This window comes from Vibrio lamellibrachiae (assembly GCF_050337265.1).
In the GTDB taxonomy this organism is placed as follows: domain Bacteria; phylum Pseudomonadota; class Gammaproteobacteria; order Enterobacterales; family Vibrionaceae; genus Vibrio; species Vibrio kyushuensis.
In genome coordinates this window covers 258115-271601 of sequence record NZ_JAKJSU010000005.1, presented here as the reverse complement: position 1 = coordinate 271601, position 13487 = coordinate 258115, and the positions used below count along the sequence as shown (strand labels likewise).

Annotated in this window: 12 protein-coding genes; 8 read left to right on the top strand and 4 right to left on the bottom strand. The window is 43.6% G+C overall.

What is annotated here, in order from left to right; all coding sequences use genetic code 11:
- Positions 1 to 3: 3 nt before the first annotated feature.
- Positions 4 to 1152: an NrfD/PsrC family molybdoenzyme membrane anchor subunit gene (nrfD, locus tag L4C54_RS06805; protein WP_428807577.1), complete on the bottom strand. Its 1149-nt coding sequence runs from the start codon at positions 1150 to 1152 to the stop codon at positions 4 to 6.
- Positions 1149 to 1925, bottom strand: coding sequence for a sulfate reduction electron transfer complex DsrMKJOP subunit DsrO (dsrO, locus tag L4C54_RS06800; RefSeq protein ID WP_428807576.1), 777 nt, complete (start codon positions 1923 to 1925; stop codon positions 1149 to 1151). The genes nrfD and dsrO overlap by 4 nt, the downstream gene beginning before the upstream one ends.
- Positions 1926 to 2100: 175 nt before the next feature.
- Between dsrO and L4C54_RS06795 the strand changes: the two genes are divergently transcribed.
- From L4C54_RS06795 to L4C54_RS06770, 6 genes are all read left to right on the top strand, one after another.
- A complete protein-coding gene (locus L4C54_RS06795) occupies positions 2101 to 4053 on the top strand; it encodes a sensor histidine kinase (protein WP_428807575.1) in 1953 nt (650 codons plus the stop codon).
- A complete protein-coding gene (locus tag L4C54_RS06790; RefSeq protein ID WP_428807574.1) occupies positions 4053 to 4649 on the top strand; it encodes a response regulator transcription factor in 597 nt (198 codons plus the stop codon). Before L4C54_RS06795 ends, L4C54_RS06790 begins: the two co-directional genes overlap by 1 nt.
- A gap of 268 nt (positions 4650 to 4917) precedes the next feature.
- Positions 4918 to 6399, top strand: a complete 1482-nt coding sequence (locus tag L4C54_RS06785; RefSeq protein ID WP_428807573.1) for a DUF1800 family protein — start codon at positions 4918 to 4920, stop codon at positions 6397 to 6399.
- 6 nt (positions 6400 to 6405) lie between these two features.
- Positions 6406 to 8163, top strand: coding sequence for a DUF1501 domain-containing protein (locus L4C54_RS06780; protein WP_428807572.1), 1758 nt, complete (start codon positions 6406 to 6408; stop codon positions 8161 to 8163).
- 316 nt (positions 8164 to 8479) lie between these two features.
- On the top strand, positions 8480 to 8629 hold the full coding sequence (locus L4C54_RS06775) for a hypothetical protein (RefSeq protein WP_428799952.1): 150 nt from the start codon (positions 8480 to 8482) through the stop codon (positions 8627 to 8629).
- On the top strand, positions 8616 to 10808 hold the full coding sequence (locus L4C54_RS06770; RefSeq protein WP_428807571.1) for a hypothetical protein: 2193 nt from the start codon (positions 8616 to 8618) through the stop codon (positions 10806 to 10808). The genes L4C54_RS06775 and L4C54_RS06770 overlap by 14 nt, the downstream gene beginning before the upstream one ends.
- Positions 10809 to 10866: 58 nt before the next feature.
- Here L4C54_RS06770 and ykgO read toward each other — a convergent pair whose 3' ends face one another.
- The gene (gene ykgO, locus L4C54_RS06765; RefSeq protein ID WP_428799954.1) at positions 10867 to 11010 is read right to left on the bottom strand and encodes a type B 50S ribosomal protein L36; all 144 of its coding nucleotides are present in this window, start codon (positions 11008 to 11010) and stop codon (positions 10867 to 10869) included.
- 13 nt (positions 11011 to 11023) lie between these two features.
- Entirely contained in the window at positions 11024 to 11281 is a 258-nt protein-coding gene (locus tag L4C54_RS06760; protein ID WP_428799955.1) for a type B 50S ribosomal protein L31, read from the bottom strand.
- A gap of 183 nt (positions 11282 to 11464) precedes the next feature.
- On the opposite strand from L4C54_RS06760, the gene L4C54_RS06755 reads away from it, so the two are divergent.
- Complete coding sequence (locus tag L4C54_RS06755; RefSeq protein WP_428799956.1) at positions 11465 to 11821, top strand: hypothetical protein; 357 nt, start codon at positions 11465 to 11467, stop codon at positions 11819 to 11821.
- A 119-nt stretch (positions 11822 to 11940) separates the two neighbouring features.
- Complete coding sequence (locus tag L4C54_RS06750; RefSeq protein WP_428807570.1) at positions 11941 to 13443, top strand: PepSY-associated TM helix domain-containing protein; 1503 nt, start codon at positions 11941 to 11943, stop codon at positions 13441 to 13443.
- Positions 13444 to 13487 lie beyond the last annotated feature (44 nt).

The following is a 13487-nucleotide window of genomic DNA, read 5'->3' as shown; positions in this document are numbered from 1 at the left end:
GGGTTAGTGGCTGTTCATTGGGTTGCTTTTTGATAATGATGATGGCGTTCTGGTGGACACGACTTCTGATGCAAACAGAGCAAGTGCTAACCAAAGACCAATCATGCCGATAATTCCTAGGAGCCCTGAGCCATTTAAAGGCAACTCGTAAGGGTAAGAACCTGCATCAAAACGTGGGATGGTTTGTACTTCCATCATGGTTACCCAACGGGTTACCCAAGCCGCAGTAAGAGTCGTGAACGATAATGCGGCGCAACCAAGCCATGTTGCTGTTAGTCGAGATACCATGAACGATAGAACGAAACACCCAAGTAGTGAGGTCGTCATCATTGCGATATTGGCAATCCACTGGCTATCTTGATAGAGAGAAAAAGTCAGGTTGTTTGAAGCCCAAATCGGCACAAGGATGAGCGCTAAAACTCCACTGAGACCTATGGTGTTTCGCAAGATTTTAGTATCACACGTAGTCAGCTTCTTTTGCTCACTAGGTACTTTTTCATTAAGCGCTTTTTCAATAGGCATTTGGCCACTAGGGAATAAACGCCAAACGAAAAGGGTTAAGCCCACTGCTGCCAAAAACGAAGTAACAAACCATATTAATGGGGATGCTGGTTGATTCCATAATGAACGGCTTTCGATAACCGCGATTTCAGCTCCGGTATATAGTGCAATGGTAAGCCCAGAAATTGCAGTGGTGATCGCAACCACTAGCAGTTGTTTAGCTGACACTTGCCAATTACCGAGGGTTAACCACGCCAGTTTTCTTAGCAATAGATTGCTGTTATCACGCAGTTTTGCAATGTCATTACGTAGATACAACCACGCGGTAATGACGGTTAACCCAGAAAATATTGGTAGGAAAATTGAGCCTAATGACATCCATGACCATGGGGTTAGATGGGCGTAAAAATGCCATGCTCGCCCAGGTTGGTGGAGGTCACCCGTTAAGGCTAGTGGCCCCACAATTGCGCCAATCGCCATCACCAGAACTAATGCGCTGCGAAACGAGTGACTGGTTTGGTTTTTCAATAGCAGTGCAATCACAAATAAAATGGCTGCCGCATAGGAAGAGCCAATGTAAAAGAAGTATTGAACGGCCCACGGTAGCCAAGCGATCTCTTGAGCGGGCACTAGGATTTCAGTAATGTTCATGCCTGTTCTCCTTTAGGTTCATAAATTGCAGCTTGGCCTTCAACATGGCTAACAAAGCGATCGTTCATGCCGATGTAAAAGACGTGAGGCTTGGTATCTTGTTCAGGTTTCAGTACGTTGATGTCTTGTTTGTTTTCGCTTAATAAACGATTAATTTCGCTAGAAGGATCGTTGATGTCACCAATCACGCGAGCACCACCAACACAGGTTTCAACACAAGCGGGCAGCAAGCCTTCTTCTAGCCGGTGTGCACAGAAGGTACACTTGTCTGCGGTTAATGTTTCTTTATTAATGAATCGAGCGTCGTAAGGGCAGGCCTGAACGCAATAAGCACAGGCGACGCAACGTTCGTTGTCGACCATGACAATGCCATCTTCTCGCTGAAAGGTAGCTTGAACTGGGCAGACTTTGATACAAGGCGCATCATCACAGTGATTACACAGGCGAGGCAGCATGAAAGCTTTCGCTTCTTTTTGAATTTGCGTGCCGTCCTCAAGAGTCACTTCGTACTGTTTAACTGTGGTTCTGAATTGACCAATCGGAGCTTGGTTTTCAATGGAGCATCCAACGGTACACGCTTGGCAGCCTACGCATTTACGCAGGTCTATCGCCATGGCGTAACGTTTTCCCACTTGCCCTTTGCGATCGGGTAGATTGTTATTACGAATAACGGTGCTGGCGGTAGCGGTTTGAATACCGGTTATCGGGATTAGCGCTGCGCCTGCACTGACTGCGCCGAGTCGGTTGAGGAAGCGTCGTTTGGTTGAATCCATAATGTACCTATAGCGAAGAAGTGGCAGTAAATTAAGCTTTGGTACATTGTCAGCAATTCAGTGATAGGCGGGTATTGTGGATTTCCACATACTCAGAGCTAGCTTGATCTAGAACAAATGCGGATTCACCAATCGAGCTGTTATGCTATAGGTAAGCGTAGGGTGGGTTGAGTTCATGAAAGTAATGGTGAGAGTGAGTAACCTCGTTCGATTAATGATGTTGATGGTGAGTTGCTCTGTTGGCGGCGTTCTAGCGTCTGGGCCATCTGTTGCACCGGCTACGGCCAATGAAGTTGATAGCCAAGAAGAGCTGAAAGTTAGCGCCAATGTTTACCCTGAAGCGGTGGTTAGACACGATCTGAACGCTAATACGGTTGATGGGGAGACGGTGATCACCAGACGAAAAACAGTCGTTAACGTTGGTGTATTAGCTATCCGTGGACGTCTTTATGCCGAACATCGATGGCAACCAACCATGGACTGGCTAACCCATCAAGTTCCAAATACTCATTTTGAATTGATGCCATTAACGCTAAAAGAAATGGCAGAGGCAGTGAAAACCCGTCAGGTAGATTTCATCATCACAAATCCGGGTCAGGCGGTACAATTAGGGCGTCAATATGAACTCTCATGGTTAGCGACCATGACGACTAAAAACGCGGTGAATCGTACCAATAGTATCGGTTCTGCATTAGTAGTAAGGCGTCTCTCACCCTATATATCTTTAGAGCAGTTACAGGGGAAATCGATTGCTGCTGTCAGTGAAAATGCGTTTGGTGGCTACCTTTCAATGCGATATGAAGTGATGAACGCAGGGCTAAATCCACAGCGCTATTTCTCTAATACCCAATTCCTCGGTTTCCCAATCGATGTCAGTTTGTATCAGCTACGAGATGGCAATGTTGATGCGGCAATCGTACCGGTATGCTTACTAGAAAATATGATTTCAGAAGGGTTACTTGCAGGCGATAAGTTTAGAGTAATCGATAGTTCAGGGCCGGATGGCTTTGGTTGCTTCGTCTCGACGCCACTTTATCCTAATTGGTCGTTTGCTAATACAGGTCGTGTATCAAGCCTAGTGTCGAAGCAAGTTGCTCAGGCGCTTTTTTCTATGCCGAGCAGCAGTGACGCGGCGTTAGCGGCTAAGGCTACCGGTTGGACATCTCCAGTCAGTTTGCTTGCGATCGATAAGTTGTATCAAGGGCTAGACATACACCCATTACAACAACCGTGGTGGAAAGAGGCATTAACCTGGCTTCGATATAATCAACAATGGGCATGGGCATTTTTCGTACTTGTCGTTGTGTTAAATGTGTATCACTTTTGGCTGGAATTTAAATTCAGTCGAAGTAAAAAGCAGTTAGAGCAAACTCAGAATCGCCTTAAAGAAAAAAGTGAGTTATTAGAGCACTCTCAAAGAGTCGCAGTCGTTGGGGAACTAGGCAGTAGCCTTGCTCATGAAATAAACCAACCACTCGCCGCCATCAGGAATTATAGTGAGGGCGGTCTACTTCGTCTTGCTAAGCAAAAACCAGCTGAAGAAATAGCCCCTATTTTCGAAAAGATTCAGAATCAGGTAGATCGAGCTGATGGAATTATTCAAAGGCTGCGTTCGATGATCAAAAAACGATCGTCAGAAAAACAAGAAACCGATCTTGAACGACTGATCAGCGAAACCATCGAATTGCTTGATTTTCGTTTATCTAAGCAAAATATTACTATACAGAGAAATCGTGAAGGCGAGTTATACCAGATCTGGATAGACCCAATTGGAATACAGCAGGCAATTGTAAATCTCATTAATAATTCCGCGGATGCTTGCATGAGTCACCAATATTCGACAGCGCCTTTAGAATTTCAGCCCACGATTGAGATTCGGACTCAATATAGTGCGAGTGGCGTCATCATCGAAATAATCGATAACGGCGTAGGGTTACCTCAGCACCATGACCAACTTGAAAAAGCATTTATGAGCACGAAAGATGATGGACTCGGGTTAGGCCTTGCTATTTGTCGGGATGTGATTGATGCCCACAATGGTCAACTCGACTTAACCTCAATACTGCCAACAGGTTGTAAGGCGTTGATTACACTTCCAGCACTTCGAACTGATAAGGACGTTACATAATGCAAGACACTAGGCTTCCCGTTTATGTGGTCGATGATGATGAATCTATAAGAGATTCACTGACATTTTTGTTGGAAGAGCATGAATATAGAGTGTCTTCGTTTGTTGATGGGCCGAGCTTTTTGGATGGAGCAGATATAGGTCAAGCAGGCTGCGTGATACTGGATAGCCGAATGCCGAAGATGCGAGGACAGCAGGTTCATGAGTACCTTCTTGAGCAGAATAGCCCGTTATCGGTTATCTACTTAACGGGCCACGGCGACGTTCCAATGGCGGTCGATGCATTACAGGCAGGAGCTGTGAATTTCTTTCAAAAACCAGTGAAGGGCGCGGATCTTACTCAAGCGATAGAGAAGGGTTTTTTAGCGTCTCAATCTCAAGTAGATCGTTTGCAAAGCTTGTTAGCGTACCAATCTTTGACCGAACGAGAAAAAGACATTCTTCGATTAATCATTGATGGTAAGCGTAATCAGAAAATCGCTGATGAGTTGTGTATTGCGATGCGAACCGTTGAGGTACACAGAGCGAGCCTATTAAAGAAATTTTCGGCCAAAACTGTCGCAGAGCTTGCTTTTATCTATGGGCAACTTGCGTAATACAGAACACTTTAACGCGGTTTTTTCAGCTGCCTAACAAGCCTTAGCGCAGATTTGACATGATGCCCCTGTTTGAGTTTTAAGTTGGGTTATAGGCGTGTACTCGGGCTTATTTTCAATGTGTCAATGCTACTTAATTGAGCTAAGTAATGGTTTTGTAAATAGTTTTATTATTGGAATAACACTTCAGGTTTTATAACGCATTGCGCATATCATATGATTTCATCGGTATATTTTTTTGCTGAACTCAAGTTAGCAAGGAAATCGAATGCAAACTATTGAACAACAAAAAGCTCATCAAGTGCTGTTACAAGCAACGATGGGATTTAATCATAATGATGTTACTAGAATTATTGATGCGGGAAGTATAGATAACTGGGTTGATGAACAAGTGAGTATTTGGAAGCCCTCACTGTTTAGCCAACAAACCAAGATTAAAGAATCGCATCCGAATAAAGAGTGGACAGACGTCCACTTTAATATTGGCTACACTACACTTCTGCTTAATCATAATGATATTCTTCGTCATAGAATTAGCTATATTTTGACTCAGCTGTTTGTGGTGAGTAAAAACAATACGGTGTTGAAAAATAACAATATTCGTCCTGCTTTCGCTAAGTATTACGACAATTTATCCTCAGAGTGTTTCGATAATTTTCGCACCTTATTAAAGACCATGGCAACGTCCCCAATGATGGGGCAGTACCTAACGTATCTTAATAATGACTATGCCGAAGGCGTCGCAGCCGATGAAAACTTTGCACGTGAACTGATGCAACTGTTTACCATCGGCCCGGCAAAGCTAGATATGTATGGTAATGTTGTATTGGGGAGTGATGGTCGTCCAGTGCTTTCATACACACAAGACGACATCGAACAGGGTGCGAAAGTCATGACTGGCTGGACACTAAATAGTGGCGACTGGGAGCGCCCAATGTCTGAGAAAGTGGGTGCTCATAATACGCGCTCAAAAAATATTCTGGGCTATGAGTTTCCAGAAGGTGCTAGTGCAGACGAGGACTTAGACCGACTTCTAGATATTCTTTGTACACACGATAATCTAGCGCCATTTATTTCGAAGTTCTTTATCCAGAAAATGGTCACTTCTAATCCTTCACCAAAGTATATCTATCGTGTTGCATCAGCATTTCGTAACAGCGATCTTGATATGGTAGTGCTGATCAAAGCCATCCTAAATGATGAAGAAGCGTCTTACACTCGTTCAGATCGAACGAATGGTCTTATCCGCGATCCCCTTATTACCCTTTCCCATGCTCTTAGAGCATTGAATGTCACACTTAAGTCGGGTAAAGAGATTCTACCCAACGCATTCTCATGGTCAGATCGCCGATTTATTCTTGATGGGCCGAGCGTCTTTTACCATTACCAACCGGATGAAGCTCCGAATGATGAGCGATTTGAAGGCATTGCTGCACCTGAGTTTAAGTTATACAGCTGGGATGATGTGCATCATTACTACAATCAGGTTTCATCCCTCGCGGTGAAGCTTGAACACGATGGTGTTGATATGTACATGAATCGACCTTCTCTTAGCACCCATTTCTACGATACGGAAAATAACGAGAAGTTGATCGAGGAGATAAATAAGCACCTTTTCGCTTCAAATATGAGTCAAGAATCTAAAGATGTCGTGTTTGATTTCTTGAAGTCGGCGCCACGCCGAGACGGTTATTTTCGAGCGCTATTCATTCAGTTGCTAATGTCACCAGAATTCATGACTCAGGGGTAAAGAACCATGCAAGTTTCAAGACGTTTATTTTTAAAAGGCAGTGCATCGACCGCAGGTATAGCGGCACTGAACCTCTCTTCACCAATGGCTCATGCTTTTTCGGAAAGTTGTGATAACGACATGGCACATAAAGCTTTGGTGGGTATCAACCTCGGTGGAGGGAATGACGGTTTTAACTGCTTTATCCCAAAAAATGATACAGAGTACAATGAATACAAAGCGTTACGGGGTAGTCTCGCGTTCGAAAACAACGAAGTGTCTTGTCTGAAGCTATTAGGTGACGATGCAAAGTTAGGGCTCTCGCCCGAGCTTAACGATCTCAAATGGTTATTTGATGATGGATTAGCGCTGCCTGTCGTTAATGTTGGCCCTTTAACGCAAGAACGGAAGCCTGATACTCATATTGATGATCTTAAGCCGATACATATTTTTTCTCACAATCATCAAAGTACGATTACTCAAACCAATACTCGAGAAACCATTGGTAATCAGGGATGGGGGGGATTATCTGCCTATATTTTAGATAACAGCTACGGATTAAAAGAGTTACCGCCATTATTTGAAGTTGGATCTCAAACGGTTTGGACCAATAGCCTTCCTAAATCAGCGAATAGAATCGGGACATCATTACCGCCAGCAATGAGTTTGGAAGAACATGGCGCGGAGCTGTATGCTGGATTTCGTCGTAGCCACGCCACGAAGGACTCTCTGTTCAAGAAGTATTATGCAGAGATGTGTGATGAAGCTAAGAACAATTTTGACGAATTTGGGCAGATTTTTGATGAAGGGGATGATTACGGTTTTAATGTTGAGACATCAATTGGTAGACAGTTAAAAACAGTACTTTTGCTTTTGGACTCAAGAGATAAATTCGATCATCCTGTACAGTTTTTCTCGGTGACGTTAGGTGGATTTGATACCCATGCATCACAAAAAGAGGACCAAGGTGCATTACTGCGTCTACTGGCATCTCAGGTTTCGAATTTCTATTGTGAATTAAAGAGCCGCGGGTTAATGGACTCTGTGACCACGTTCACTTTCTCTGAATTTGGCCGCACCCTTGAGCCAAACGGTTCAGGCACTGATCATGGCTGGGGTAACTGCCAAATGGTTCTAGGTGGTGATGTATTGGGTGATCGTGTTCTTGGCGAGTGGCCGAACCTGGCTGAAGGCAGCAAAGACTTAATGACAAGAGGTCGTGTTGTACCAACAATGAGTGTCGATCTTTTTCATGCATCGCTTCTGAACTGGGTTGGCATTAAGGAAAGTTGCCTTGAGCATTTATTCCCATCTCTAAAGGAGTTTGACCAAAAAGCACTACCTATATTCCGTAGCTGCGACAATGGCAATGATACTAAGTTAGAAATTATTGGAGCAACAGCGAGTGCAGAAAACCCTAACGGGATAGATAAAATTTCGCATGGCTATGACAAGGACATGAGCACCAAGTGGTCAGCCAAGGGCCAAGGTGTCACTTATACCGTTGAATTAGAGTCACTTTCGACAGTACATTCTGTTCGCTTTGCGCAAATGAAAGGACAAGAGCGTAGTTATCGCTTGGATATTGAAACCAGTCAAGATGGTTATACCTTTGATGCTCTATTAAGCATTAGGACGGAAGGCAAAAGTGATGAAATGGTGGCGTATCCGTTAGGCTCATTAAAAGCGAGATTTGTTCGTTTCGTGTGTAATGGTAATTCAGACAGCGATGAGTCATTAAAGGATTGGACGAACTTCCGCAACATAGAAGTGCTCGGTCGATAATCCCTCATTTAACACCCGTATCAACTGATCAATAAAGCTGGCCATTAGGTTAGCTTTTTTGTTTGGTACGAATGAATATCGAATATTATGTGATCTCAGTTCTGCTTTTTGTTGTAATTAATGATAGATGTCTTTTTAGTTGGAATGACTAAATATATGAGCTTAATCATTTAATTCAACGTACCTTGTGTTTTTATAAGCTTTAGGTCTAAGCATATTCTATTTTTCTATAACGCCTGAGACAGAGTTCTCTACTGTTAAGTTAAGACCACAATGACTGTGGTGGCTTATTTTAGAACTCTTGTCAGGAGGCAATATGATTCATCCTCTCTTGAAATACCTATCCATTCTATGTCTTATCGTTGGAATTAGTGCATGCAGCGATAGTGATGGTGCAAGCGCTACATCTACATCCTCATTACAACTACCAGAACAACTGGAGGTAGTGACCAATGAAACTGACTAATATAACTGTTGCAATCTGCGCGTTGACACCGCTATTTTCTTACGCTGCATTTAATGATTCAGGAACAGACTACACCAATGCTAAGGTCAATTCTCATGTATGGAACGCGGCATTAGAGCCGATTGATTTGGTGAACAGTATTTTGTGTTTCACTGCGCAGTTCAATAGCATTGAATTTGTTAACGAAGGCGCGTATTCCGTTCTTGCCGATGAAGCGGCTTGTTTTGATGAAGAGGACGATGGCTCATCTGGGCAGTCATCGGGGGCTAGTAATACAACTACCTACATGAAGGCCATTTCTACGGTTACCCGTGATAACGACTTTTCACCTCTTATGATCAATGTCTGGCTACCAGAAATGTCCGGTGGTGACGGTGAACAGGCCATCAAGTTTAAAGCGGAGATTTCTGAAGGAGCCTCGAGCGATAATCCATTTGGTAGTTTCACGTTTAACTTCGACTTCTTTGATAACTTCACCTCTGGTAATCAATATGGAGGAGGGGAGGTTATTACGGTTGATACTATTCCAGGCTCAATTGGTTTCACCTTGTATGAATCGAGCACTCAGGGAAGTAACAGTTACTCTCAAAGCGCCAGTGTTGTTATGGCAAGCGATAGGTCTAGCGGTGTTGCTTTAACGGGTTTTGATAGAGGTGGAAACGGACAGACTTCATATGCACTGGCGTTTAACTCAACACATGTACTGGTTCAGAGTGTTAGTGGTGACTTTGCAGATCTACCGTATAAGTCGGGCAGCAATAGTGGTCAGTGTTTAAGCCGTACTAGCTTCGACAGCTTTGCATATCGATATGATTTATTTAACGCTACATCGGGAGCTCAAATTGATATCAACAGTGGGTTTTCGATTAAATACGATAGTGATAACAACGGAAGCTACGACAGTTACGGACACATAGGTTATTGGGGAGCTTGGACGGAGACAGACGGAGCATTGTCGGACGGGGATACGGTAATCCGAGATGAAAACGGAACTCAAACTTCGTACACCTATGTGAATGCCCCGGGGCGGTTAATCAAAAATACGGTGAAAACACTGGCGTTAAGTAGTGCTAGAGGGATTGGTTTCGCTTACTGGGATAGTGCAATATTTGCAGATAATAATTACGACCAGTGGGTTGTGAACTATATGACCGCTGCCGACGACGGTGTTGGCTCTGATGGATTCTATAAAACAGGCAAGCTTTCCTGGGGAAGTAATGGCTCAACCGTCACATCACAAACGCCGGTTCAAATTCCAATTAATGCCAACGAGTCGTTGTATATGTATTCGGAGCAGCTCGGCGGAGAGGTGAAATATCTGGATGGTCAAAGCTCGCTCACCTATTACGAACAAACCTTTATCAATGGCAGCGAAACTGGCTCTGGTGAACTACTAAACTCAGGTACAGTGACACTGACTTGTTATGATAATTGTCCTATTGGAACATTTGATTTGAGTGATTTAACTGACTTTAGTGGCAATGATAGTCCATTTGAAACGGGTTCCGGCCCGTATTACTTTACGTTTGCGACATCGGGGGGTAACACATTAACCTTGGTTAGCGTAACAAGCAGCGAGCCTGTACGTTATAACGCGTCACTGTCACAATCTAATATTGACTCTACACCACACAGCTGGGGTGTAAGAAGTGGACCTATGATTTCGGGCACTGTGAGTAACTCATGGGATATTTACGATCCGTCAATCACCACTGAGTTTTATGTCTGGGAAACGGGCTTACAATCATGGAATCAATTGTCAACGGTAAAAGATGGCTCGGGCGATGTAGTTAGCTTTGAACGACCGCTACAGTTGGCCTATCAACATTCTGATGCAAAAGATCGTAGTGGTAATGCAGGAGATTACGACGGTCAAACCTTCTTGATTAATTATGGTGGCAATGGGGATTTATGGGGGATTCCGAGTAATAGTGATGATGGTCAATATCGACCAGACTTTTCTATCGCTGATGGAGTGCGAATGGGAAGCTCGAATCAATACGTTGTGAAAGCGATTGAAATAGAGCAAACAATGCAAGTTGTGTCTGGACAGTGCTCAGCTCTAACTCTTGCTGACCCTGCCGTTGATGTACCGACATCGGTTCAAGGCAGTGCTGACATAGGAGCTATGCCAACCGTGACTGATGACCCCGCTGTAATTGCTGGGGTGACTCAATAAAAGAAAGGTTATTGACCTAAAGGTAAACCGCCGGCTATCAGCGGTTTACCTTTTGTGGCTACTTTTTATTTTTCACTCCCCCTTGTACCGCTTTAAAGCGTGGGTTTGTCTTGCATATAACGTAAGTTCGACCTTTGCGTTTAACCACTTGGCAATCACGATGGCGCGCTTTCGCACTTTTTAAAGAACTGAGTACTTTCATATGTTTTCTTCCATTATTTCTTAGTGCTTAATGCACCAAACTTGCGATTAAAGTTCGCAATACGGCCTTCTTGATGAACAACTCGTTGTTTGCCCGTGTAGAAAGGGTGTGACTCCGAAGAGACTTCAATTGTCATATATGGGTAGGTCTCGCCGTCTTCCCACTCAATGGTTCGTGTGGTTTCCAACGTTGAACCGACCAAAAAATATTTATCGACACTCGTATCATGGAATACAACGGTTCGGTAATTGGGGTGAATTCCCGGTTTCATTTTTCCCTCCAGCAATTGTTATGTTATAACATAATTAATGATACTCATTATCAATTGACGCGTCGAGTACTTTTTAATTTGCTTGTTACTAAAAAGTTATGATCTTGGTTGGATTACTCGTCAGTCGGGGAGGTAATTGTCTTTTACTTGTTGTATTTTCTCGTCTTCTTATTTGAGGTGTGAATGATACGCGATACTAAGTTCAATCAATCAATGCTAATTGCAAGTGTCCTGAGTTGGCTGCTTGTAAGTCTAATGCCAGTCATTAATGCTCATGGAGCAAGCGCTGGCGTTTGGGCTACGCTGTGTACTCTAAATGGGTTTGAACTGGTTCAAGTTGAAGAAGGGAAAATTGAGACACAACACAGTAAACCTTGTCCCTTCAGTCATTTCTCTCGTTTACATCAAGACTCTATATCTGCTCTCCAATATTCAGGGAGACAGATCTTCGCATCGTTAGAAATTTATTCTTACTTTGTTCCTAATGTTCGATTCCAACTGGCTTTTACAAGAGCCCCTCCAATAGTCCATCTTTCTTAATTCTTACTAAAACAAATAATAAATCAATAAGTTACTGAATAAGTAAAGTTCAGAAGCGGTACCGATCTCTCTTCATTTTGATGAGGGGGACTGGGCTGCATTCAGAAAAGGAAAATGCAATGTTGGATAGTCAAACTCAGACAATACAAATGGAAATATCACCTCAATCAACTCGCCAGAAGCAGGCTAAATCTCGCTACTTTCTTACTTGGCGTTGGCACTTTTATATGGGGCTATTCGTTATCCCCTTTATGCTTATGCTTAGCCTAACTGGGTTGGTTATGCTGTTTGATGATGAAATAGAATACGTTCGATACGGAGACATATTGTCCGTTGAACCACAGGAAAAAAAAACGTTAGCTTCGGTGCAAATTGAAGCGGTAAGAACGCTCTATACTGATGCATCGGTCACTCAGTTTGTTGCTGCTCATGATGCTGACGTAGCAAATAGGGTAAGCATTCGACTTGAAGATGGCCGTTCGATATTTGTCATCGTCGACCCTTATACAGCCCAGATACTGGGGGAAATCGACCGTAGTGACAGTTGGTATCAATTGGCGAACGATATTCATGGAACGCTTTTGATTGGGAAGTGGGGCGATCATTTGATAGAAATCTCGGCGAGCTTAAGTATTTTGCTGCTCGTAACGGGCATCTATCTGTGGTTGCCGACTGACAATGCTTCTAAATCGGGCTTTATGCAAATACGACTTTCAGCCGGGAAACGTATCGTAATGCGAGATATCCATGCAAACTTAGGCGGCGCTTTATCGATAATCCTATTGTTATTCTTGCTCTCGGGCTTGGCATGGGCCGGAATATGGGGTGCTAAGATGGTGCAAGGCTGGAATACTTTTCCTACCTATTACACATGGGGAGATAAGCCAGAGTCTGACGTATCAAAACTCGTTGTAACGCCAAGTAGTTTAGAAAATAGCAGCTTAAATCACAGCAGTTTAAACCATGGAAGTGAGGAGGAGATGCCTTGGAATCTTGAGTTAACACCTCTACCTGAATCAAACGTTCATGACCATTCCAACCACCAAGAAGATGAGATGGCGAGCAATAGTAATGTTGAGTCCGCAGTTTCTATTGACTCGATTATTTCTGAAGCCAAGCTTGCTGGCCTTATTAACTTTAAGGTTTTTCTGCCGAGTTCTGAAACTGGGGTATTTACCGCGGCGGCAAACTCGATGGCGGGGGATATAAATGATCCGCGTTTAGATCGTACGATTCATTTTGACCAATATTCAGGTGATGTGTTGATGGATATCTCTTGGCAAGATTACAGTGTGGTCGCGAAGTTAATGGCAGCTGGGGTGACACTGCATCAGGGCGACGCAAGTATCGTTAATAAACTACTCAATGCTCTGTTCTGTTTTGGCTTTATCGCAATTTCGATTACCGGTGGGATCATGTGGTGGATTCGAAGGCCAATTGGCGTGTCTAAGTTAGGCGTTCCCCCTCGTTTTGAACAAGATGGGATTTGGCGAGTTGGTCTTGGAACGGTGGTTATTCTAGGGTTGTGTTTTCCATTAGCGGGAGCGACGATCATTGCAGTATGTTGTATTGACTGGCTCGTGGTTAGCCGATCACAACGCTTAAAGCACTACCTGGCATAACCTTTACTCGCTAATGTTGTGTTTGCTGATATTAAGTTGTGATT